The organism is Rivibacter subsaxonicus (assembly GCF_004217215.1).
Lineage (GTDB): Bacteria > Pseudomonadota > Gammaproteobacteria > Burkholderiales > Burkholderiaceae_C > Rivibacter > Rivibacter subsaxonicus.
Map to the genome: position 1 here is coordinate 491,907 of NZ_SHKP01000004.1, position 22,840 is coordinate 514,746.

At 68.3% G+C, this 22,840-nt stretch carries 18 protein-coding genes; 16 read left to right on the plus strand and 2 right to left on the minus strand.

What is annotated here, in order from left to right:
• Positions 1-3: 3 nt before the first annotated feature.
• Entirely contained in the window at positions 4-1,101 is a 1,098-nt protein-coding gene (locus EV670_RS02180; RefSeq protein ID WP_130430174.1) for a WD40/YVTN/BNR-like repeat-containing protein, read from the plus strand.
• Positions 1,102-1,126: 25 nt separating this feature from the next.
• Entirely contained in the window at positions 1,127-3,580 is a 2,454-nt protein-coding gene (locus tag EV670_RS02185) for an efflux RND transporter permease subunit (RefSeq protein WP_130430175.1), read from the plus strand.
• A gap of 112 nt (positions 3,581-3,692) precedes the next feature.
• Here the strand turns inward: EV670_RS02185 and EV670_RS02190 are convergent, their stop codons facing one another.
• Entirely contained in the window at positions 3,693-4,694 is a 1,002-nt protein-coding gene (locus EV670_RS02190; RefSeq protein WP_130430176.1) for a BamA/TamA family outer membrane protein, read from the minus strand.
• Positions 4,695-5,051: 357 nt separating this feature from the next.
• Here EV670_RS02190 and EV670_RS02195 point away from each other — a divergent pair, with 357 nt between their 5' ends.
• From EV670_RS02195 to EV670_RS02260, 14 genes are all read left to right on the plus strand, one after another.
• The gene (locus EV670_RS02195; protein WP_130430177.1) at positions 5,052-6,179 is read left to right on the plus strand and encodes an AI-2E family transporter; all 1,128 of its coding nucleotides are present in this window, start codon (positions 5,052-5,054) and stop codon (positions 6,177-6,179) included.
• Positions 6,180-6,193: 14 nt separating this feature from the next.
• The gene (locus EV670_RS02200; RefSeq protein WP_130430178.1) at positions 6,194-7,747 is read left to right on the plus strand and encodes an efflux transporter outer membrane subunit; all 1,554 of its coding nucleotides are present in this window, start codon (positions 6,194-6,196) and stop codon (positions 7,745-7,747) included.
• On the plus strand, positions 7,744-8,859 hold the full coding sequence (locus EV670_RS02205; protein ID WP_130430179.1) for an HlyD family secretion protein: 1,116 nt from the start codon (positions 7,744-7,746) through the stop codon (positions 8,857-8,859). The genes EV670_RS02200 and EV670_RS02205 overlap by 4 nt, the downstream gene beginning before the upstream one ends.
• A gap of 8 nt (positions 8,860-8,867) precedes the next feature.
• Positions 8,868-9,911: a DUF2955 domain-containing protein gene (locus EV670_RS02210; protein ID WP_130430180.1), complete on the plus strand. Its 1,044-nt coding sequence runs from the start codon at positions 8,868-8,870 to the stop codon at positions 9,909-9,911.
• Positions 9,908-10,369 carry an ion channel gene (locus tag EV670_RS02215; RefSeq protein ID WP_242616804.1) on the plus strand — a complete coding sequence of 154 codons (462 nt, stop codon included), beginning with the start codon at positions 9,908-9,910 and terminating at the stop codon, positions 10,367-10,369. The genes EV670_RS02210 and EV670_RS02215 overlap by 4 nt, the downstream gene beginning before the upstream one ends.
• Before the next feature lie 466 nt (positions 10,370-10,835).
• Positions 10,836-12,605 carry a sensor histidine kinase gene (locus tag EV670_RS02220; RefSeq protein ID WP_130430181.1) on the plus strand — a complete coding sequence of 590 codons (1,770 nt, stop codon included), beginning with the start codon at positions 10,836-10,838 and terminating at the stop codon, positions 12,603-12,605.
• Between the two features lie 26 nt (positions 12,606-12,631).
• Positions 12,632-13,252 (plus strand): response regulator, encoded by a 621-nt coding sequence (locus EV670_RS02225; RefSeq protein WP_207224982.1) that lies wholly within the window; start codon positions 12,632-12,634, stop codon positions 13,250-13,252.
• 110 nt (positions 13,253-13,362) lie between these two features.
• A complete protein-coding gene (locus EV670_RS02230) occupies positions 13,363-13,764 on the plus strand; it encodes a response regulator (RefSeq protein WP_130430182.1) in 402 nt (133 codons plus the stop codon).
• A 34-nt stretch (positions 13,765-13,798) separates the two neighbouring features.
• Positions 13,799-14,803 (plus strand): SphA family protein, encoded by a 1,005-nt coding sequence (locus EV670_RS02235; RefSeq protein ID WP_130430183.1) that lies wholly within the window; start codon positions 13,799-13,801, stop codon positions 14,801-14,803.
• Between the two features lie 166 nt (positions 14,804-14,969).
• Positions 14,970-17,318, plus strand: coding sequence for an arylsulfatase (locus EV670_RS02240; RefSeq protein ID WP_130430184.1), 2,349 nt, complete (start codon positions 14,970-14,972; stop codon positions 17,316-17,318).
• Between the two features lie 68 nt (positions 17,319-17,386).
• Complete coding sequence (locus EV670_RS02245) at positions 17,387-18,541, plus strand: formylglycine-generating enzyme family protein (protein ID WP_130430892.1); 1,155 nt, start codon at positions 17,387-17,389, stop codon at positions 18,539-18,541.
• A gap of 113 nt (positions 18,542-18,654) precedes the next feature.
• Positions 18,655-19,137 (plus strand): hypothetical protein, encoded by a 483-nt coding sequence (locus EV670_RS02250; RefSeq protein WP_130430185.1) that lies wholly within the window; start codon positions 18,655-18,657, stop codon positions 19,135-19,137.
• 57 nt (positions 19,138-19,194) lie between these two features.
• A complete protein-coding gene (locus tag EV670_RS02255) occupies positions 19,195-20,187 on the plus strand; it encodes an Lnb N-terminal periplasmic domain-containing protein (RefSeq protein ID WP_130430186.1) in 993 nt (330 codons plus the stop codon).
• A gap of 76 nt (positions 20,188-20,263) precedes the next feature.
• Positions 20,264-21,637, plus strand: a complete 1,374-nt coding sequence (locus EV670_RS02260) for an alpha/beta hydrolase (protein WP_130430187.1) — start codon at positions 20,264-20,266, stop codon at positions 21,635-21,637.
• A gap of 189 nt (positions 21,638-21,826) precedes the next feature.
• On the opposite strand, the gene EV670_RS02265 is transcribed toward EV670_RS02260, so the two are convergent.
• On the minus strand, positions 21,827-22,816 hold the full coding sequence (locus EV670_RS02265) for a Bug family tripartite tricarboxylate transporter substrate binding protein (RefSeq protein WP_130430188.1): 990 nt from the start codon (positions 22,814-22,816) through the stop codon (positions 21,827-21,829).
• Between the last annotated feature and the right edge of the window lie 24 nt (positions 22,817-22,840).

Here is a 22,840-nt window from a genome sequence, read left to right on the forward strand (position 1 = left end):
GCCATGCTGACCGATCGCCGCCGCTTGCTCGGCTTCGCGCTGGCCGGTGCCGCCGTCTGCACGTTGACGCGCGCCGCCGGCGGCGCGGCCGCCGGCTGGCGCGACGTGCTCGACACGCCGGCGCTGCCCTCGGTGCTCGCGCCCCGGGCCCTGGTGGGCGGCCTCGCTCGCGCCGGCTCGCGCATCGTCGCGGTCGGCCAGCGTGGCCACGTGCTGTGGTCCGACGACGAAGGCAGGAGCTGGACCCAGGCCCAGGTGCCGGTCAGCTCCGACCTGGTCGCGGTCTGTTTCTCCGACCACCAGCGCGGCTGGGCGGTGGGTCACGACGGCGTCGTGCTGCACAGCGCCGACGCCGGCCGCAGCTGGACGCTGCAGCTCGACGGGCGGCGCAGCGGCGCGTTGATGGTCGAGCACTACGAGAAGCGACTGGCAGCCGGCGTCACGCCGGCCGAGGAGCTCAAGCGCATCGAGGCGGCGCTGGCCGAGGCCCGGCGCTTCGCCGAGCAGGGCGCCGAGAACCCGCTGCTGGACGTCTGGTTCGAGAGTCCCTCGACCGGCTTCGTCGTCGGTGCCTTCGGCCAGGTGCTGCGCACCACCGACGGCGGCGCCCATTGGGAGCCATGGCTGCATGCGGTCGACAACCCCAAGGGCCTGCATCTCTACGCGGTGGCTGCCGTCGGCGACGCGCTGTTCATCGTCGGCGAGCAGGGCCTGGCCTTGCGCCTCGATCGCGAGAAGTCGCAGTTCCGCGCTATCGAGCTGCCCTACAAGGGCACGCTGTTCGGCCTGACCGGCAACGAGCGCGCGCTGGTCGCGCACGGCCTGCGCGGCAGCCTGCTGCGCAGCACCGACGGCGGCACGAACTGGGCCGTGGTGCCCTCGGGCCTGCAGGTCGGCCTGACGGCCAGCACCCGCGGCGAGGACGGCACGCTGTTCGTCGTCAGCCAGGCCGGCCATGTGCTGGCCAGTCGAGACGACGGCGCCAGCTTCCGCCCCGTGCCGCAGCAGCGGCCGCAACCCACGGCCGCGGTCGTCGCGTCCGGCAAGAGCGCCCTGGTGCTCGGCGGTCCGCGCGGCATTCAAGGCATTGCGCTGCCCTGAGCGGGCAGCCTCCGGAGAATTTCAGATGCACGCTACTGGCACGCCGGCCGAACTGGCCGCGCCCGGTTCGCTCGAGGACTTCGACCCGCAATCGGGATCGCGGCTCGAGCGCCTGGTGTTCAACAACCGGCGCATGGTGCTGGTGATCTGCGCGCTGCTGACGCTGGTGCTCGGCGCGCTGGCCTTCGCGCGGCTCGGGCTCAACGCCAGCTTCGAGAAGATGATCCCGCAGGATCATCCCTACATCCAGAACTACCTGGAGCACAAGGACGAGCTGCGCGGCCTGGGCAACTCGCTGCGCATCGTGGTCGAGAACCCGAGCGGCGACATCTACGCGCCGGCCTACCTCGACTCGCTGCGCAAGATCCACGACGAACTGTTCCTGATGCCGGGCGTCGATCGCGCCTGGCTCAAGTCGCTGTGGGCACCGGCGGTGCGCTGGACCGAGGTCACCGAGGAGGGCTTCCGCGGCGGTCCGGTGATGCCCGACAACTACGACGGCTCGGCAGCCGTCACCGAGCAGCTGCGCGCCAACATCGCGCGCTCGGGCCTGGTCGGCAGCCTGGTCGGCAACGACTTCAAGTCGAGCATGATCGTCGTGCCGCTGCTCGACGTCGATCCCGGTACCGGCAAGCGCATCGACTACCACGCGCTGTCGCGGGCGATCGAGAAGATCCGCGACCACCACCAGAGCGCCGAGGCCGGCAAGGAGCCGGCGGTGCGTCTGCATGTGGTCGGCTTTGCGAAGCTGGTCGGCGACCTGATCGACGGTCTGCACCAGGTGGCGCTGTACTTCGGCCTCGCGGCGCTGGTGGCCGCGGCGATCATCTTCTACTACACCCGCTGCGTGCGCAGCACCGCGCTGGTGATCGCCTGCTCGCTGGTCGCGGTCGTGTGGCAGCTGGGTCTGGTCGCCGGGCTCGGCTTCGAGCTCGACCCCTACTCGATCCTGGTGCCCTTCCTGGTCTTTGCGATCGGCGTCTCGCACGGCGCGCAGAAGATGAACGGCATCATGCAGGACATCGGCCGCGGCGCGCACCGCCTGGTCGCCGCGCGCTACACCTTCCGTCGCCTGTTCATGGCCGGCCTGACCGCGCTGCTGGCCGATGCGGTCGGCTTTGCGGTGCTGATGCTGATCGCGATTCCGGTCATCCGCGACCTCGCGCTGACCGCGAGCATCGGCGTGGCGGTGCTGATCTTCACCAACCTGATCCTGCTGCCGGTGCTGCTGTCCTATGTCGGCGTCGACCCGTCGGCCGCCGAGCGCAGCCTGCGCGCCGAGAGCCCGGAGCGAGCCGACAGCGGACTCAACCACGCCTGGAACCTGCTCGACCGCCTGGTCGAGCGACGCTGGGCGACCGTGACGCTGGTCGTGGCGGCAACGCTGACCGCGCTCGGCTTCGTGATCAGCACCGGACTGAAGATCGGCGACCTCGACCCCGGCGCGCCCGAACTGCGGCCCGACTCGCGCTACAACCTCGACAACGCCTACGTCACCGCGAACTACTCGCTGTCGAGCGACACCTTCGCCGTGATCGTGCGCACCGAGAAGGAAGGCTGCCTCAAGTACCAGACCCTGATCGAGGCCGATCGGCTGGCCTGGACGCTGCAGCAGGTGCCGGGCGTGCAGACCACGGTGGCGCTGACCAACGCGGTGCGCCAGATCACCGCCGGCAGCAACGAAGGCAGCCCAAAGTGGCTGACGATCGCGCGCAACCAGGACGTGCTGAACTACGGCGCGCAGCAGGCCAGCGTCAACAACCCGGACCTGTTCAACACCGAGTGCTCGGTGATGCCGGTCATCGCCTACCTCTCGGACCACCGCGCCGAGACGCTCGACCGCGTGGTCGCGGCCAGCGCCGACTTTGCCGCCGCGCATGGCAGCGAGGATCGCAAGTTCCTGCTCGCCGCCGGCAGCGCCGGCATCGAGGCCGCCACCAACATCGTGGTGCGCAAGGCCTGGGTCCAGATGCTGCTGCTGGTCTACCTGGCGGTGGTGGTGCTGTGCTTCATCACCTTCCGCAGCTGGCGCGCGGTGATCGTCGCGGTCGCGCCGCTGGTCGTCACCTCGGTGCTGTGCGAGGCGCTGATGGTCTGCCTGGGCATCGGCGTCAAGGTCGCGACCCTGCCGGTGATCGCGCTCGGCGTCGGCATCGGCATCGACTACGCGCTCTACCTGCTGAGCGTGCAGCTGGCGCAGCAGCGCCAGGGCGCGACGCTGGCCGAGGCCTACCGCATCGCGTTGCAGTTCACCGGCCGCGTGGTGGTGCTGGTCGGCGTGACGCTGGCCGCCGGCGTGGCGACCTGGGCGCTGTCGCCGATCAAGTTCCAGGCCGACATGGGCATCCTGCTGGCCTTCATGTTCCTGTGGAACATGATCGGCGCGATCGTGCTGATCCCGGCGCTGTCGCACTTCCTGCTGCCCGGCCCGCGGCCGGCGGCCGAAGGCTCGGCGCCGGCGGTTGCGACGGCGAGCTGAGCGAGTTGCGCTCTGGCGTGGAACCGCTGCGGTCGATCAGACCCGATGGAAGCGGTCGTTCAACGTTTGCCGTGATGGACCGCTGAAGGCGGTCCACTGGCGCGCACGCTCGCTACCACGCATATCCCATCTTGAACAGCAGCGCGCGGTTGCCGTCCTTGCCGGCCGCGAACTCCAGGTTGGCCACGATGCCCTGAGCCGGCTTGAGGATGTACTGGACGCCGGCACCAAGGCTGGGGAAGAGGTTGTCCGATCCCGAACAGCCACCCCGATTTGCACCATAGAGGCAGGCCACGCCGGCGAACGCGGTGGCCGTCCAGCGCTCGGCCAATCGATGGCGCTCCTCGACTTCGATCGAGGACATGGACTTGCCCAGGTACTCGCCTGCCGTGTAACCGCGCAGCAGCACCGGCGCATAGGCCCCCGGGGGCGCGTCCTGAGTCCACTGGTTGCTCTGGCGGACAGCGAGGACATGGCCTTCTCCGTGGCCCAAGAAGTGCCGGTAGTCGAGCCGGTACACGTCGAAGTCGCCGCTGTCCTCCGCGCTTGGCCGATAGGCAATGCTGTTCAGATTGAGCAGCCAGCCCTGGGTCGGCGCGTCCTGCAGGTCGCGCGAGTCATGGAGGAAGACCACCCCCAGGCCGGCCGCCTTGAACCCGGTCAGTCCGAGCAGCGAGAGCCGCTCGTCGTCGAGGGCGCTCTGGCCGACGATCTGGTAGTTCGTGGACAGCGCCTGCGCGCCGACGAACCAGTCGTCCTTCACGCGGTAGAGGTAGCGTGCCACGAGTGCGCGAATGTGATCTTCGGACTTCAAGGGCGCGCCGGTCCCGAGGAAGTCGTCGTAGTCGTTCTTGATCTTGCCGCCGAGCGCGAGTATCGACACCCGATGATGGTCGGCGGCAAACGAGGTGCGGGCAAACAGCGATGCAGTCGCAGAGTTCGTGGAGGTGTACTGCGCATTGACTCCGAAGATGGAGACCTGCGATTGCGGGTCGAACTTTTGCAGGTAACCCGCCAGCGCACCGACCGACGTGCCGAGCTTCGGGTTGTTCGAGAACGTCGGCAACAACAACCATGGCGACGGGGTCTGTGTCGAGGCCTCTTCCGCGCTCACTGAGTGGCCGAACAGGCAGCAGGCAGCCAAGAGCGCCCCTGTGAGGCTGGACCTCGCTCTGCGTCTCGTTTCCATGGGCGTCGGACCTGGATCGTGGGTGACATGGCCAACCGGGACTTTGCCGGGAGTCTCGCACTGGCAGCGCCGTGACCAAGATCGCCGCCTGCACCTCGGCCCCGCGGACCAAGGCCAGGCTGCAGTCTTTCGGTGGTGAGCATCGACTCGCGGCCAAGCACTTCACACGCGCCATTTGGGGGGGCACCGGCGGCGCTGATCAGCGCATACTCAGCGGGATGGCGCTGCCGGACGCGTACCCGGCACCACGGCGCGGGATCCGCTACGCGAGGGAGGTCGATCATGAGAACCGATCCATCCGATCCTGCCAACGAGAAGCGCCTCTCGGAGTTGCTGCTCGACGTGCTGATCCGCGCCGGCCTGATCCTGGCGCTGGTGATGCTGTGCTACCGGGTCTTCTCGCCCTTCATCACGCTGATGGCCTGGGCGGTGATCCTGGCGGTCGCGCTGTATCCGCTGCATCAGGCCCTCGCCGCCCGAATCGGCGGCAAGCAGGGTCTGGCCGCGACGCTGATCGTCGTCCTCGGCGTCACGCTGATCGTCGCGCCCACGGCCGTGCTCCTGAACTCGACGGGCGATTCGGTGCATCGACTGATCGACAACGTGCAGAACGACACGCTCGAGATCCCGCCGCCGCGGGCCAGCGTCGCCCAATGGCCCCTCGTCGGCGAGCGACTCCACGCCGCCTGGCAGCTGGCCCATACCGACCTGCCCGCGCTGGTGAAGAAGCTGCAACCGCAGCTCGGCGAACTGGCCAAGGCAGCGCTCTACGTGGTGGGCAGCATCGGTGGCGGCCTGCTGATGTTCGTCGCGGCGTTCATCATCTCCGGCATCCTGATGGCCTTCGGCGAGTCCGGTGCTCGCGCCAGCCGGGCGATCATCGGGTGCTTCACCGGCGACGACCGCGGCGACGAGTTCACCGTCCTGTCGGTCGCGACGATCCGCGCCGTCGCCCAGGGCGTGATCGGCATCGCCTTCATCCAGGCCATCCTCGTCGGCCTGTGCCTGCTCGTCGCCGGCGTGCCGCTGGCCGGCGTGCTGGCGGGCGTGGTGCTCGTGCTCGGCATCGCGCAGGTGCCGGCACTGGTCGTGACGCTGCCGGCGATCGCCTACCTCTGGTCGAGCGGCGACCATGGCACGGGCGCAGCCGCGATCTACTCGGTGCTGCTGTTCGTGGCCGGCATGATGGACAACGTGCTCAAGCCGCTGATGCTCGGCCGCGGGGTCGATGCGCCAATGCCCGTGATCCTGCTCGGCGCGCTCGGCGGCATGGCTACTGCCGGCATCCTCGGGCTCTTCGTTGGAGCGACGCTGCTGGCGCTGGGTTACCAGATCTTCATGGGCTGGGTGGCGGCGAGCACTGCGGCAAAGCCGCCGACGGGTGACGGCGCCCCGTCCGCAGCCGACTGAACTCACGGCCGCCGATGCCAGCCACGCGCGGGCTCTTGCGTATGGCGGTGCCCGCGGCCGTGATGGTGCTGGGTGGGTGCACGACGCTCGGGCCGGAGTTCAGCGCACCGCAGGTGCCCTGGCTGCAGGGCTGGACCGGCGGCGCCTGGCGCACCTTGGCCGACGAAGCGCCGCGTGGCACTCAGCCCCGCGACGACGAATGGTGGCGCCAGTTCGGTGACCCGGTGCTCGACCAACTCGTGGCCGAGGCGCAGCGGCTGAACCCGGGAGTGCGTACCGCCGGGCTGCGGATCATGGAGTCCCGGGCCCAACTCGGCATCGCCGGCAGCGGACTCTATCCTCAACTGCAACAGCTCAACGCGGAGGCCTTGCGCGTCGGCAGCCGCGGTAGCGATGGCAACGGTACCGGCTTCTGGTCCGGCGGCCTGGCTTTCGAGCTGGCCTGGGAGCTGGACTTCTGGGGCAAGTTCAGGCGTGGCATCGAGTCGGCCGACGCCGCCTACTTCGCCAGCATCGCGCAGTACGACGACGTGCAGGTGCTGGTCGCGGCGCAGGCGGCGAGCCTGTACGCGACGATCCGCACCAACGAGCTGCGGCTGCGCATCGCCAACGAGAACGCCGCGATCCAGCAGCGCAGCCTGGAGATCACCGAAAGGCTGTTTCGCAGCGGCAACGATGCCGAACTCGACGTGCAGCAGGCGCGCTCGCAGTACCTCGGCACGCTGGCGACGATCCCCGAGATCGAGAGCAGCCTGCGCCAGACGCGCAACGCGCTGTGCGTGCTGCTTGCCCGGCCGCCCGATGCGCTGCCCGAGCTGCAGGGCGGGCGCGCGAAGATTCCCGAAGCGCGGCTCGAGACGATCGTCGACCTGCCGGCCGAACTGCTGCGGCGCCGGCCCGACGTGCGCGCCGCCGAGATGCAGCTGGCAGCGCAGTCGGCGCAGATCGGCATCAGCGAAGCGGCGTTGTATCCGTCGATCGCGCTTGCGGGGTCGGTGGGCCTGTCGGCGACCAGCATCGGCTCGCCGAGCACCACGCTGAGCTGGGCACTCGGCCCGGCGCTGGTGTGGAACGTGTTCGACCACGGCCGGTTGAAGAACCAGGTGCTGGTGCAGGACGCGCGCTTCCAGCAGCTGTACGAGCAGTACCAGGACGTGGTGCTGCGCGCCGCACGCGAACTTGACGATGCGGCCAGCAGCTTCGCCTACACCCGCGCGCAGGTCGGCATCCTGCGCGACGCTGTGCAGGCCGCAAGACGCTCGCTCGACATCGCGACGATCCAGTATCGCGAAGGCCTGGTCGACTTCCAGCGCGTGCTCGATTCGCAGCGGGCCCTGTTCAGTGCGCAGGAACGCCTGGTCGCCAGCCAGGGCGGCGTGGTCCAGTACCTGATCGCGGTCTACAAGGCGATGGGTGGCGGCTGGCACGCCGGCCGCTCGTGGCCGGTGCTCGACGACGCCACGCAAGCCACGATGGGCGAGCGCAGCGACTGGAAGTCGCTGCTGAAGGCCCCCCTGCCGCCGCCGTCGGCAGAGTTCGCGCCACCCTCCACGAGCCAGCCGCCATGAGCCCAGGTCCCGCACCGACACCGCATGAGGCCGCACCCGCGGGCCGCGGCGCGCGCGTCGGCGCCCTGGTGATCGCCGCGCTGATCGTCGTCAGCCTGCTGCTGTACTTTGTCGGCGACCGGCTCACGCCGAGCACCTCGCAGGCGCGGGTGCAGGCCTTCGTGGTGCCGGTGGCGGCCGAAGTTGCCGGCAAGGTGCTGGTCGTGCACATCCGCAACAACGACGAGGTGCAGCCCGGCCAGCCGCTGTTCGACATCGACCCGCAGCCCTATCGCATTGCGCTGGCGCGGGCGCGCGCCGACCTCGAGTCGGTGCGCAGTTCGGTCAAGGGTTCGGTGGCCGGCGTCGAGGCGGCGCGGGCCTCGCTGGCGGTGTCCAAGGCCAGCCGCGACATGGCCGAACGCGACGCCAGCCGGCTGGAGAAGCTGTATGACGAGGATCCCGGCGCGATCTCGGTGCGTCGCCTCGAGACCGCGCAAGCCACGCGCGACGAGGCGCGCAGCAAGGTGCACCGCGCCCAGGCCGACCTGAGCAAGGCGCAGGAGGCCGCCGGCGAGGCGGGCGACGAAAACGCACAGCTGCGCAGCGCGGTAGCGGCGGTCGAGAAGGCCGAACTCGACCTGGCGCGCACGCGCGTCGTCGCGCCGGCGCGCGGCGTGGTCACCGATCTGCGCACCGACGTCGGCCAGTTCGCGCAGCCCGGCGCGCCGGTGATGACGTTGATCGCGATGCACGACCTGTGGATCAGCGCCGACCTCACCGAAAACAACATCGGCCATGTCGATCCCGGCGATCCGGTGGCGATCGTGCTCGACGCGATGCCCGGCGAGGTGCTGAAGGGCCGCGTGCGCAGCATCGGCGGCGGCGTCGGCAGTGGCCAGTCGACGCCGCCGGGCACCTTGCCGGTGGTGCAGAACAACAAGGACTGGCTGCGCCAGGCGCAGCGCATTCCGGTGGCGGTGGAGTTCGACGCCGACATGCGGCCGCGCCTGAAGGCGGTGCGCATCGGCGGCCAGGCCGACGTGCTGGTCTACACCGACAATCACCCGCTGATGAACCCGCTGGCCGCGTTCTACATGCGCGTCGTCAGCTGGTTCAGCTACCTGTACTGAGCAGCCACATGGCGCGCGGCGACAAGGCGGCCCTGCGGCTGACGATCGGCCTGGGCCTGGCCGTGTTCGTCGCCTACGGCCTGGGGCTGCAGGCGCCTTTTGTCGTCTGCATCATGGCCTTGCTGGTGCTGTGCAAGCCGGGGCCGCCGCTGCCCATGCTCAAGTCGCTCGTGATCGCGGGCGTGTTCGCCGGGCTGGTGGCTGCCGGCGTGCTGATGGTGCCGCTGCTCGAACACTACGCCGCGGCCGGCGTGCTGCTGACGGCGGTGCTGCTGTTCGGTCTGTTCTATTTCGGACAGCTGCGCGCCAATCCGTTGACCACCGTGCTGGTGCTGGCGTTCACGCTGATCCCGGTGGCCGGGGTGCAGGAGCAGGCGCTGGTCGGCGTGCTCGCCGAGACCTTGGCGGTCGGCGTGCTCGTCGGCGGCGCGGTCAGTGCGGCGTCGAATGCCATCTTCCCCGATCCGCCGGCGCCTGCGGCCCGGGCCGCGCCGGCCACCGAGCCCGACCGCGAGAACGCGCGCTGGGTCGCCGGGCGCGGCACGCTGATCGTGATGCCGGTGTTCGTGCTCGCGCTGACCAACCCGTCCTTCTACATGGCGGCGATCATGAAGACGGTGGCGCTGGGGCAGCAGGCCGGCGAGACCGATGCCCGCCACGCCGGGCGCGAGCTCGTCGGCTCGACGCTGATGGGGGCGCTGATCGCACTGGCGGTCTGGCTCGGCCTGTCGCTGTGGCCCAGCCTGTGGATGCTGATGCTGTGGCTGATGGCCGCCGCGCTGTGGGCCGGATCGGCGTTGTTCGGCGCGCGCCGCTCGCGGTTCAGTCCATCGTTCTGGAGCAACGCGCTGATCACCTCGCTGATCCTGCTCGGCCCGGCGATCGAGGACAGTGCCAGCGGCAAGAGCGTGCTCGAAGGCGCCGTGATGCGCACCATCCTGTTCGTCGGCGTGGCGCTGTATGCCTGGGCGACCGTCTGGGCGCTGGAGCGCTGGCGTACCAGGCGGCCACGCGCGGCCGCCGTCGATGCCTTGCTGGAGGAGAGCCCATGATCTTCGTGAACTTCATGATCGGCCTGCCGGTGATGCTGCTGTGCCTGATCCTGCAGACGGCGGTGGCCTTCTGGTGTGTGCGCCACTACGTGCGCCACGCGCCAAATGTCGGCAGCGGCCAGGGCTTCCTGGCCGGCATCCGACCGTTGATCGTCGCCTCGTTGGCGCTGATGCTCGGCACCATGGTGCAGATCATGCTGTGGGGCGGGCTGTTCCTGTGGCTCGGCGAGTTCGAGCACATCTACGACGCGGTCTACCACTCGGCGGTGAACTTCACCTCGCTCGGCTACGGCGACATCGTCATGAGCCGCGAGCGCAAGCTGCTCGGCCCGCTCGAGGCGGTGAACGGCGTGCTGATGCTGGGCATGAGCGCGGCGACCCTGATGGCGATCGTGCAGCACATGATCACGCTGCTGCGCGAGGCCAAGCTGGATGGAACTGCTGGCGGTCGGCCCTGAAGAAGCGCTCCGCGAAGACGGGTCGTCGCCGAACTCCGCGCATGGCCGTCAGTGCGGTGGATCGGCCACCGCCTGCCGCGGCCGCTCCCTGAGGCCGGTCCCACGCGCTGCCGCGCGGCTGCAAGAGCATGCCACCGTAGTTCAGCGGAGCCCAGCCTGCCGGCACGGTGCGCAGGGCAGGGTTCCGTCCCCAAGGCTGGCTTCGCCACCTTGGCGTGGCCAGCGACGGCAACCGACCGTTCGGCATCCACTGACCACTGACCACTGGCCACGGGTCGCCATCGATCCCTAGCGGTCTCTGGTCGAGTGCGGAACCGGCCGTCTACGCCGTCAGCAGTCGCGCGCCTTGCAGCCCGAGACCGTGCGGCGCTGGTGGCGCGGATTCTCGTGCCGGTCCGTGCGCAGCTTCCCGTTGCAGCCAAGCTTCGACCATTGATGATTCGGACGCGAGTGACAGAATGCCGCGGTGAACAGACCGTCGGACCGCGGGCTCAAGCGTGGACCCTGGCTGCTGGCGCTTCTGACGCTCCTGGCGGGCTTGCTCTCGCCTGTTGCACACGCTGCCGAGCCCAAGCGCGTGTTGATCATTCACTCGTTCGGTCGCGATTTCGCGCCGTACAACATCGTCGCCACGACACTGCGCACCGACCTCACGCAGCTGATGCGCGAGTCGGTGGCCTTGTACGAGTCCTCGCTCGACCTCGAGCTCGGCAGCAGCCCCGAGAACGAGCGCCTGTTCCTCGACTACCTCGTGCGCCGCAACCACGGCGCGCCACCCGATCTGGTGATTGCAATCGCCAACCCGGCGATGCTCTTCTGCCTGCGTTACCGCGACCAGCTGTTTCCGGGCCGGCCACTGCTCGTCACCGGCCTCGACCGTCGCCGCCTGGAAACGGTGAAGCTCCCCCCGGGCGATCGCGCGGTCACCGTGACGCTCGATTTCCCGGCCGTCGCACGCACCATCCTCAAGCTGAGGCCCGAGACGGACACGCTCGCGCTGGTCTATGGCCGCTCGCAGATCGAGCAGTTCTGGGGCAAGGCGATCGAGCGTGAACTGGCGCCGTTCGCCGACCGCCTGCGCGTGCTGCCGGCGGGCGACCTGAACCTCGAGCAGATGCGCCAGCGCGTTGCCGCGCTGCCGCCGCGCTCCGCCGTGTTCTATTACATGTTCGCCGTCAGCAATGACGGCGCCTTGCATGAGGACGAGCGCGCGCTCCCCGCCATTCGGGAGTCGTCGAACGCACCGGTCTACGGCATCTTCAGCGACCAGCTCGGCAGGGGCATCGTGGGCGGACCGCTCGTCGACTCGCGCAACATGGGCGTCGTCACGGCGAAGTTGGCAGCAAGCATGCTGAAGGGCGAACTGACCGGTGACAAGGTGGAGGTGCCGATGCCTGTGCCGGCGCCGAGCTTCGACTGGCGCGAACTCCGGCGCTGGGACATTCCGGAGTCGCGGCTGCCGCCCGGAGCAGAAGTGCGCTTCCGGCCGCCTTCGGTCTGGGAAGAGAACCGGCAGCTGATCCTGGCTGGCGCCGCCGTTGTCCTGTTGCAGGCTGTCCTCATTGCGGCGCTGCTGTTCCAGCGCTCACGCCGCCGACATGCGGAGAAGGAGGCCATCGGCATGAGCGGTCGCCTGCTCACCGCGCACGAGGACGAGCGCCGCCGCCTCGCGCGCGAGTTGCACGACGACCTGACCCAGCGCCTGGCACGCCTCGCCGTCGATGCGGGCCGCCTGGAACGCACCGCTGGTGCCGACGCGGCGGCGATGCGCGTGGACCTTGCGCACCTCAGCGAAGACGTGCACGCGATGTCGTACCGGTTGCATCCCTCGGTGCTGGACGATCTGGGCCTGGTTGAAGCGCTGCGTGCGGAGTGCGATCGGGTGGCACAGAGCGGCGACCTGCAGGTGGATGTGGAGGCGCACGGCGTGCCCAGGTCGGTGCCGGCCGAAGCGTCGCTGTGTCTGTTCCGCGTCGCGCAGGAGGCGATGAGCAACGCCACGCGACACGGACAAGCGAGCGCCGTGACGGTGCTGCTGTCGTCGCGTGACCGCGGGCTGCAGTTGGCGGTGGCCGACAACGGCAGCGGCTTCGACCCGGCCCAGTCGCGCGAGCGTGCCAGTCTGGGCCTGGCCAGCATGCGCGAACGGGTGCGCCTGTTGCACGGCGTACTGGACATCGAAAGCACGCCTGGGCGCGGTACCACGGTGATCGCGTGGGTGCCGACATCAACATGAACATGGCCAACGGGAACAAGCCCCGCGTGCTGCTCGCCGACGACCATCGGATCTTCACCGAGGCGCTGAAGGTTCTGCTCGCCGACGAGTTCGAACTCGCCGGGGTTGTCGAAGACGGCCGCGCGATGGTGAGGGCGGCGCGGGAGTTGCGCCCCGATGTGATCGTGGCTGACATTTCGATGCCCTTGCTCAACGGCATCGACGCGCTGGCCGAGTTGAAGGAGCACGATCCGCAGGTGCGCGTTGTGTTCCTGACCATGCATCGCAACATCGCCTACGCGCGGCGTGCGCTCGAACTGGGCGCCGCCGGATTCGTGTTGAAGCACTCCGCCAGTACCGAGCTGGTGATGGCCGTGCATGCCGCGCTCCAGGGGCGCACCTTCGTCACGCCCGATCTTGCCGCCGACCTGATGCGCACGGGCAAGCCTGGCTCGCAGCGCACCGCCGATCCGGATCTGTTGACGGCGCGCCAGCGCGAGGTGCTGCAGCTGCTGGCCGAAGGCAAGTCGGCCAAGGAGATCGCCGCTGTCATGGGCCTGTCGGCGCGCACGGTCGAGGATCACAAGTACCGCATGATGGAGACGCTGGGCATCGAGAACAGCGTCGAGCTGATCCATTTCGCGATCAAGCACGGACTGATCCGCTAGCTTCCGCGGCAACGGTCCGGGCGGTGCCTGGGTCCCGTAGTTTTCCGGTGGCCGGGGCCGTAGCTTTGCGGGCAGCGCATTACGGCCTCGCGGCCTATCGTGTGGCTCAAATGAGCAGCGAAAGCAACTGTGTGTTGCTTGCAGACCGTCACCACGGCTTGCGCGACAGCGTGCGAGGGTTGCTCGAAACGGAGTTCGACACCGTGTTCATGGTGGCCACCGAATCCGCGCTGCTCGAAGGTGCCAGGCGCTTGAACCCGACCGTCGTGGTGCTCGACCTGTCGCTCTCCCACGGCGACCTGGATGGCCTGCTCCAGCGCCTCGGTACATGCGCACCTGGTGCCAAGCTGCTGTTGCTGTCGGTGCACGACGAACGCACGGTCGCGGAATCCGCGTTGGCTGCCGGGGCACACGCGGTGGTGCTGAAGCGTTCCCTGGCCACCGACCTGATGCCTGCGGTGGATGCCGTGCTCGCAGGGCAGCGTTTCGTCTCACCGGAGATCGCACGGTGACCCGCACAGACCGGCCCATGACAGGAGTGACGTGATGACAGGTCGACGACTCGCATCCACGATCAGCACCCACCGGCTCCGGGGCCTCGTGGCGGTGCTGCCGCTGATTGCAGCTCTGCTGTTTGCGCCGCGTCCCGCTGCGGCCGACGAAAGCGGCGTGAGCTTCTGGCTGCCGGGCCAGTTCTCCAGCTTTGCCGCGGTCCCCGGCGACCCGGGTTGGAGCCTGCCGGTCGTCTACTTCCACAGCTCCACCGAAGCAGGGCGCGGGCGCTCGTTTCCGGTGGGCGGCCGCATAACGGCGGGTCTGGACGTGACGGCCGACCTGTTGTTCCTCGCACCCGGCTACGTGTTCGAGGCGCCGCTCGCCGGTGGCAGGGCGTCCTTGGGTATCACGGGGCTGTTCGGCCGCGTGAAGGTCGGCGTCGATGCGACGCTCACCGGCCCCGGCGGCAACACGGTGACGGGAAGTCAGAGCGATTCGCTGACGAGCGTCGGCGATCTCTACCCCGTCGCCTCGCTGAGGTGGAACGACGGCAACCACAACTACCTTGCCTACACGATGGCGGGCGTGCCGGTGGGCAGCTACGAGGTCGGACGCCTGGCCAACCTCGGCACCAACCACTGGTCGCTCGATGCGGGCGGCGGCTACACCTACCTCGACCCGAAGAAGGGACACGAGTTCTCTGCGGTGCTCGGCTTCACCTACAACTGGGAGAACAGCGACACGCAGTACCAGAACGGCACCAGCGCCCACCTGGACTGGGCCGCCTCGCAGTTCCTCTCGGAACAGATCCACGTCGGCCTGGCCGGCTACTTCTACTACCAGATCACGGGCGACAGCGGCGCCGGTGCGGTGCTCGGCGACTTCAAGTCGCGGGTGTCGGGCATCGGCCCGCAAGTGGGCTACTTCTTCCCGATGGGTGGCCACAAGGCCTATGTGAATCTGCGTGGCTACTACGAGTTCGACGCAAGGAACCGGCCGGAAGGCTGGAACGTGTGGTTGACGTTGGCCATCCCGCTCGGATCGGCCAAGCCGTGAACTGACCACAGAAAGGAGGCGTGCCATGAAGAGGATCGTGTGCGTCGCCAAGGTTCCGTCGTCGGTGTCGACTCCTTAGCCCGATCGACTCGAGCGGCAATCCCGCAGACCCTGACCTGAGTGCAGTACCGGTTCCTTCGTCCAAACCAAAGCGAGGTGAAGAGTCATGAAGCGATCCTTACCATGCGCGGTTCTTGGCGTCGTCCTGGCCATCGCCGCGACGACATCCTCGGCGCAGCAACCGATCGACCGCACGGTGCTGCCGATTGCCGAGCCGAAGCGGCCGACCTACACCGAGCTCGACGCGCGCAACGTCAAGCCGCCGGCGCGCTTCGAGGTCAAGGCACCGAAGGGCGCGCCCAATGTGGTGATCGTGCTGATCGACGACATCGGCTTCGGCGGCCCCAGCACCTTCGGCGGCCCGATCCGCACGCCGACCTTTGATCAACTCGCCGCCGGTGGCTTGCGCTTCAATAATTTCCACACCACAGCGCTGTGCTCGCCGACACGCATCGCGCTCAAATCCGGACGCAACCACCACAGCGCCAATGCCGGCTCGATCATGGAGAGTTCGACGGGATTCCCCGGCAACACTGGGCAGATCCCGCAAAGCATCGCGCCGCTGGCGGAAACGATGCGCCTGAATGGCTACAGCACCGGTGCGTTCGGCAAGTGGCACGAGACCGCCGCTTGGGAGACCAGCGTGTCTGGCCCCTTCGATCGCTGGCCCACGCGCCAGGGCTTCGACAAGTTCTACGGCTTCATCGGCGGCGAAACCGACCAGTGGTACCCGCTGATCTATGACGGCGTGATCAAGGTCGAGCCGCCGAAGATGAAGGACTACCACTTCAGCGTCGACATGACGAACCAGGCCATCAACTGGATGAAGGCGCAGCAGTCGATGACGCCGGACAAGCCCTTCTTCATGTACTACGCCACCGGCGCGGTGCACGCGCCGCACCACGTGCCCAAGGAGTGGGCCGACAAGTACAAGGGCCAGTTCGACAAGGGCTGGGACCAGACCCGCATTGACACGATGGAACGCCAGAAGAAGATGGGCGTGATTCCGGTGAACACCAAGCTTGGCGAGCGGCCGAAGGACCTGAAGGCCTGGGACACGCTGCCGGCCGACCAGCGGCGCCTGTTCGCGCGCCAGGCCGAGGTGTTCGCGGGCTTCCTCGAGCACACCGACGACCAGGTCGGTCGCCTGAAGAAGGCGATCGAGGACATCGGCGAGATGGACAACACCCTGTTCATCTACATCGCCGGCGACAACGGCACGAGTGCCGAAGGCGGCTTCGTCGGCATGTACAACGAGATGACCTACTTCAACGGCGTCGCCGAGAAGGTCGAGGACCTGATCCCGCTGATCGACAAGTGGGGCGGCCCGGAGACCTTCCCGCACATGGCGGCCGGCTGGGCCGTGGCCTTCGATTCGCCGTTCTCGTGGACCAAGCAGGTCGCGTCCGACTTCGGCGGCACGCGCAACGGCGTGGTCGTCCACTGGCCCCAGGGCATCAAGGACAAAGGCGGCCTGCGCAGCCAGTTCTCGCACGTGATCGACGTCGCACCGACCATCCTGGAAGCAGCAGGCTTGCCGCAGCCCAAGAGCGTGAACGGCGTGGTGCAGACGCCGATCGAAGGCACCAGCATGCTCTACGCTTTCAACAACGCCGAGGCCCCCGAGCGGCACAAGGTGCAGTACTTCGAGATGTTCGGCAACCGCGGCATCTACAACGACGGCTGGTTTGCGCGCACGATCCACCGCGCACCGTGGAAGACCAGCAACCTGCCGCCGCTGACCACCGACGTGTGGGAGCTCTTCAACACGAAGGATGACTTCAGCCTCACCAACGACCGCGCCGCCGCGATGCCCGCCAAGCTGAAAGAGATGCAGGCGCTGTTCATGAAGGAAGCGCAGAAGTACAACGTGCTGCCGATCGACGACCGGGTCCTTGAGCGCATGAATCCGGCCACCGCTGGCCGGCCCGACGTGATGGGCGACCGCACGAGCCTCACGCTGTACGAAGGCATGGAGGGGATGCTCGAGAACACCTTCATGAACATCAAGAACCGCTCCACCAAGATCACGGCCGATCTCGACATCCCGGCCGGCGGCGCCAACGGCGTGATCCTGGCGCAGGGTGGGCGCTTTGGCGGCTGGTCGCTGTACATGAAGGACGGCAAGCCGGCGTATGTCTACAACTTCCTCGGGCTGTCGCGCTACACCGTGGCGGCACCCGACGCGTTGCCCGCTGGCGCGTCGACCGTGACCCTCGACTTTGTGTACGACGGCGGTGGCGCCGGCAAGGGTGGCAAGGCGACGATGCTGGTCAATGGCAAGTCGGTGGCCGAGGGGCGGGTCGAGAAGACGCAGCCCAACATCTTCTCGGCCGACGAGACGGCCGATGTCGGCATCGACAACCAGACGCCAGTGGCCCAGGGCATCGGCATCGGCGCGGAAACGCGATTCACTGGCAAGATCAACAAGGTCACGCTCGAAGTGTCGAAATGAGCAGAAGCAGCAAGCAACGGCGGGCACCGGCGCCCGCGGCAGTCGCACCGGCGGCAGCCGCGCCCGCGATGGCAAGCCGCACCCGCCGCCATGTACTGATGGCCGGTGCGATCATTGCCGCCGGCGTGGGTGCGGGCTATGCGGGCATGTCGTGGTGGCATGGCCGCGACGCAACGGCAGCGCCGGCTACTCGGGCAGGGCCCGCGGTGGTCGTCGGCGATGGCGTGCAGGGGCCGCTCGGCATGGCGTGGGTTCCCGGCGGCGAGTTCCTCATGGGCAGCGACCACAAGCTCGCCCAGAGCAACGAGCGGCCGGCGCACAAGGTGCGCGTCGACGGCTTCTGGATGGACCGCAGTCATGTCACCAACGCGCAGTTCGCGGCCTTCGTCAGGGCGACCGGGTATGTGACGACCGCCGAGCGCAAGCTCGACTGGGAGGCCATCGGCGTGCAGCTGGCGCCCGGAACGCCCAAGCCGCCGGACTCGGACATGGTGCCGGGCGCGATGGTGTTCGTCGGCACCCCCGAGCAGGTCCCGCTCGACGACTACTCGCAATGGTGGGCGTTCGTGCCCGGAGCGGACTGGCGCCATCCGCAAGGGCCTGCGAGCTCCATCGAGGGCAAGGACGACCACCCGGTGGTGCAGGTCTCGTACGACGACGCGCTCGCCTATGCAAAGTGGGCACGCAAGCGCCTGCCCACCGAGGCCGAATGGGAGTTTGCTGCGCGTGGCGGTCTCGAGCAGGCAACCTACGCCTGGGGCGACGACTTCGCGCCCCAGGGCCGACTGATGGCGAACGTCTGGGAGCAGAAGGGGCAGCGCTTTCCGATCGTGAAAACGGTCGTGAGCGCGCAGGCGGGCGGCGCCGTCGGCACTTCGCGCACAGGCACCTTTCCTGCCAATGGCTACGGTCTCTACGACATGACGGGCAACGCGTGGCAGTGGGTCGCCGACTGGTACCGCTCGGACGTCTTTGTGCTGCAGGCCCGATCGGCCAGCGTGGTGAATCCGACAGGGCCAGCGAAGAGCTATGACCCCGAAGACCGGGGAGTGCCCGTCGACGCGCCCAAGCGCGTCATCCGCGGCGGGTCGTTCCTTTGCAACGTGGACTACTGCCTCAGCTACCGCCCGAGCGCGCGTCGCGGCAACGATCCGTTCAACCCGATGTCGCACGTCGGGTTCAGGCTGGTGGCGGACGCGAATGACTGGAAGCGGCCGAGCTGAGCCGCCTCGTGTCACTTGAACCTCGAGGGCTACGACGAGCTTGATGTCATGGACCGCTCGAACCGCCACTCCACAGGACCTGGTGGCCCGTCGAAATCAAAGGAGGTGAAGAGATGAACCACGACTTCGTGAAGCGCGCAGGACGCGCATCTGTGCTGCTGATCGCCGCGGTGTTCGCCGTCGGCGCCACCGCGCAAAGCTTCGTCTACCCTGCCAAGGGCCAATCGCCCGACAAGCAGAAGAAGGACGAAGGCGAGTGCCACACCTGGGCCGTGCAGCAGAGCAATTACGACCCCGCCAATCCGCCGCCGCCTCCGGCCACGGCGCCGGCACCCACGACGGCGACCGGTACCACGCCGGGTGCCGGTGCGCGCGGCGCGGCGCGTGGGGCCGTGGTCGGCGAAATCGTCGCCGACGACGCCGGTGCCGGCGCGGCAGTGGGCGCAGTAGCCGCACGCGGCCAGAGCCGACGCCAGAACTCGGCGACGGCACAGCAGCAGCAACAGGCCGCGACGCAGCAATCGCAGGCCGGCATGGCGAACTACCAGAAGGCGCGTGCGGCGTGCCTGGAAGGGCGTGGCTATACCGTCAAGTGAGGCCACGTCGAGAGAGCGCAGGTCGACGAGGCGGATCCACGCAAGGGAAGCACTGACGTGAAGCGCGCGATCGTTGTCGCAGCCAGCATTCCCATCCTCCTGGTGACGGCTTGGTGGACCCTGGCACTGGTGTTTGCGGGACCCGCCCCCGCATGGCTGAGCATTGCGCTCGCGTCAACTTACGCATTGGGCACGCTCGCGATTCTTCTGTGGCTGCGGCCGTTCGCCTGGGCGCTCGCGGCCTGCGGACTCGCCTTCGTCGCGTTGCTGATCTGGTGGAGCACGATTCGGCCGAGCAACGATGGCGACTGGCAGGCCGAGGTGGCGCGCCTGCCGCGGGTCGAGGTTCGGGGACAGCACCTGGTCGTCCACAACATTCGAAACTTCGACTACCGCACGGAGAGCGACTTCACTCCTCGCTATGTGGATCGAAGCTACGACCTCTCGACTCTTCGCGGGGTCGATGTCTTCATGTCCTATTGGGGGTCGCCAGCCATCGCGCACACGATCATGAGCTGGCAGTTCGACAACGCGCCGCCACTGGCCGTCTCGATCGAGACGCGAAAGCGCAAGGGGCAGGAATACTCGGCGGTCAAGGGCTTCTTCAAGCAGTACGAGATCATCTACGTGGTGGCCGACGAGCACGACGTGGTGGGGCTGCGCACCAATCATCGTGGCGAGCAGGTCTACCTGTACCGGCTGAGGTCCACGCCGGCGCTCGCCCGAGCGCTCCTGCTGGACTATGTCGACAGCATCAACAGCCTGGTTGAACAGCCGCAGTTCTACAACGCGCTCGCCGACAACTGCACGACGAGCATCCGCCGCCACCGGGAGCACGTGGATCCGGACGCGCCTCCGCTCGATTGGCGTCTCTTTGCCAACGGCTACCTCGACCAGCGCTTGTACGACCGAAGCATCGTGGACACGAGCCTGCCGTTCGCAGAGCTTCGCAAGCTGAGCCACATCGACGACAAGGCGAAGGCAGCGGCTCGGGATCCCACGTTCTCACGGCGGATACGCGAAGGGCTGCCCGATCCGCGGCAGCCTTGAGCTTCGACGCTGACCGCCAACTGAGTGTTGGGTATAACGTGCCTGCAGCACCTGAGCCAACGTGACGAGGCCGAGCATGAACCAAACACGTTCAACGAGTGGTTCTCACCGGCGTGCTGGCGTTGCCATGTCACTCTGCGCAATGCTCGGGGCATTTGCGCTCGTCACTGGTTGCGCAACAAGCACCTATCCGCTGATGCCCGCCCCGACGGTGTATGTCGGGCCACAGGGCAAGCCCCTTCTCGCGGCGGCTGCGGCCGCTGACCAGAAGGCCGCCATCGACCTGCTGTACGTCACCGATCGCGCACCCGGGACCGAGGCGGCCAAGACGCTGCCCTACAGCGCCGAGCGCTCGCATTCGATGGCGTTCGGCACGGTCACGGTCGAGTTCGGTGAGGGGGTCCCCTTGGACACCCTGGTGGCGCAAAGCACGCTGAGCAAGCGCACGGTGCCGCTTGACCTGAAGCTCGGGCCGACCACGGAGCTTGGGCGCTTCCCGCCGATTCCCTATGGCGTCGAGCCTGTCCCCACCGGCCTCGTGCGAGCACCCGCAGCGATCGAGGCGCATGAGCGAGCGGCAGCCATGCTGCAGCGCGAGGTCGCGCGCCGCCTCGGCGCCGCGCCGCGCAAGGAGGTCGTGCTGTTCGTCCATGGCTATGCCAACACCTTCCAGGACGCGACGTTCACGATGGGCGAGCTGTGCCACTTCCTGGGTCGCGAGTTCGTCTGCGCGATCTTCACCTGGCCCGCGGGCGGCTCGCGCGGCCTGTTCTTCGGCTACAACGTCGATCGCGAGTCGGGCGAGTTCGCCGTGCATCACCTCAAGCAGGCCGTTCGCCTGATCGCCGACACGCCCGGCGTGGAAAAGCTGCACCTTCTTGCCCACAGCCGCGGCACCGATGTGCTGGTGACGGCCCTGCGCGAGCTCGAGATCGAGGCCTACATGGGCGGGCTGTTTCTCGACAGCAGATTCAAGGTCCGCAACATCGTGCTGATGTCGCCGGACCTCGATCTTGATGTCGGCGTCGCCAAGCTCTTCAGCATCGAATCCGATCCGACCCTGCCTTTCGGAGGGACGCCGAATCCGCGGCTCGTCCTCCCTGCACCCAAGCTTCGGCTCACTGTCTACATGTCGGAGGGCGACAAGGCGCTCGGCGTCTCCGAATGGTTGATGGGCAGCCTGCGCCGGATGGGTCGTGTCGATCAAGCCTCACTCAGCAAGGAACAGATCGCCAAGTCGCGGGCCATTTCCGGCTTCGCCACCTTTGTCCAGGTCACCAACACAGCCGGTTTCATCGGCCACAGCTATTTCGTGTCCGACCCAGCGGTGAGCGCAGACCTGGTTTCGCTCGTTCGCTATGGCCTCGAGCCTGGCGAGCCGGGCCGCCCGCTCGAGGAGATCTCGCGACCCTTCTGGAGAATCTCGCCGGCGCGCGCGGCCAGCAACTAGCGGGACTGCAGCTATGCCGACGGTCCGCATTCCTCGGCGCGCATGGCGCTCTTCGGCGCGGCGGGCGATTGACCGCTTCGCCCGGCAGTTGCCCATCGGTTGCTCCTGCCCGGAAGCGGGCGTTGCGGCCTTCGCGCCCAACACCCATGCGGCTTGCGCGAGGGCTTCGGCGCCGCGCCCGCGGCGCCCCTACTCGGGCTGGAAGCCGATCGAGCGCAGCACCGCGCCGACGCGCTCGTAGTCGGCCTTCAGCGAAGCGCCCAGCTGTTCGGGCGTGCGCGGCTGCCCGGCCTCGAAGCCGATTTCTCCCAGGCGATCGCGCAGCGCCGGCTGCGCGATCGCCTTCAGCGCCGCGTCGCGGATCTGCGCCTGAACCGGCGCGGGCAACTCGGGCTTGACCCACAGGCCCATCCAGGCCGTGGCCTCGAGCCGCGGGTAGCCGAGCTCGGTGAAGGTCGGCACCTCGGGCAGCAGCGGCGAGCGCTTCGGCGTACTGACGGCGAAGGCCCTGATCCTGCCGGCCCGGATCAGCGGGATCGAGGTCGCCATGCCGTCGAACATCAGCGGCACATGGCCGCCCATCAGGTCCTGCAGCGCCGGTGTCGAACCTTTGTAGCCCACATGCGTCAGGTCGATGCCGGCGGCCTGGTTCAGCTGCAGTCCCATCACATGCGACAGCGTGCCGGCGGTGTAGGAGGCGAAGTTGAGCTTGCCGGGATTGGCCCGGGCGTACGCGACCAGCTCGGCCAGCGTCCTGGCCGGCAGCGCGGGGTTGGCGACCATCACCAGCCCGCCGCACGCCAGCTCGGCCAGCGGCCTGATCTCGGCGGCCATGTCGAGCTTGAGCCGGACGATGTGCGGGATCTCGCTGACCAGCGAGTTCACGCCGACCAGCAGCGCGTGGCCGTCGCGCGGCGCCAGCGACAGTTCGTTGACCGCCAGCACGCCGGCGGCGCCGGGCTTGGGTTCGACGATCACCGTCCGCCCGGTCTGCTTGCCCAACTGGTCGGCGAGCAGGCGCGCGACGATGTCGGCCGAGCCGCCGGCGGCGCCGGCGGCAATGATGCGCAGGCCGCGCTGCGGCCAGGCGCTGCCCTGCGCATGCGCGGCACCGGCGGCGAGGCCGAGGCCGGCGCCGAGCGCGCTCAGCCCGTGGAGGAGGAAGGGGCGACGTTGCATCTGGCGATTGCGCGAGCCTAACGC

Bases quoted from the DNA above. Each gene is read 5' to 3' on its own strand.
- EV670_RS02180 (WP_130430174.1), top strand. From the start codon at position 4: ATGCTGACCGATCGCCGCCGCTTGCTCGGCTTCGCGCTGGCCGGTGCC.
- EV670_RS02185 (WP_130430175.1), top strand. From the start codon at position 1,127: ATGCACGCTACTGGCACGCCGGCCGAACTGGCCGCGCCCGGTTCGCTC.
- EV670_RS02195 (WP_130430177.1), top strand. From the start codon at position 5,052: ATGAGAACCGATCCATCCGATCCTGCCAACGAGAAGCGCCTCTCGGAG.
- EV670_RS02200 (WP_130430178.1), top strand. From the start codon at position 6,194: ATGCCAGCCACGCGCGGGCTCTTGCGTATGGCGGTGCCCGCGGCCGTG.
- EV670_RS02205 (WP_130430179.1), top strand. From the start codon at position 7,744: ATGAGCCCAGGTCCCGCACCGACACCGCATGAGGCCGCACCCGCGGGC.
- EV670_RS02210 (WP_130430180.1), top strand. From the start codon at position 8,868: ATGGCGCGCGGCGACAAGGCGGCCCTGCGGCTGACGATCGGCCTGGGC.
- EV670_RS02215 (WP_242616804.1), top strand. From the start codon at position 9,908: ATGATCTTCGTGAACTTCATGATCGGCCTGCCGGTGATGCTGCTGTGC.
- EV670_RS02230 (WP_130430182.1), top strand. From the start codon at position 13,363: ATGAGCAGCGAAAGCAACTGTGTGTTGCTTGCAGACCGTCACCACGGC.
- EV670_RS02235 (WP_130430183.1), top strand. From the start codon at position 13,799: ATGACAGGTCGACGACTCGCATCCACGATCAGCACCCACCGGCTCCGG.
- EV670_RS02240 (WP_130430184.1), top strand. From the start codon at position 14,970: ATGAAGCGATCCTTACCATGCGCGGTTCTTGGCGTCGTCCTGGCCATC.
- EV670_RS02245 (WP_130430892.1), top strand. From the start codon at position 17,387: ATGGCAAGCCGCACCCGCCGCCATGTACTGATGGCCGGTGCGATCATT.
- EV670_RS02250 (WP_130430185.1), top strand. From the start codon at position 18,655: ATGAACCACGACTTCGTGAAGCGCGCAGGACGCGCATCTGTGCTGCTG.
- EV670_RS02260 (WP_130430187.1), top strand. From the start codon at position 20,264: ATGAACCAAACACGTTCAACGAGTGGTTCTCACCGGCGTGCTGGCGTT.
- EV670_RS02265 (WP_130430188.1), bottom strand. From the start codon at position 22,816: ATGCAACGTCGCCCCTTCCTCCTCCACGGGCTGAGCGCGCTCGGCGCC.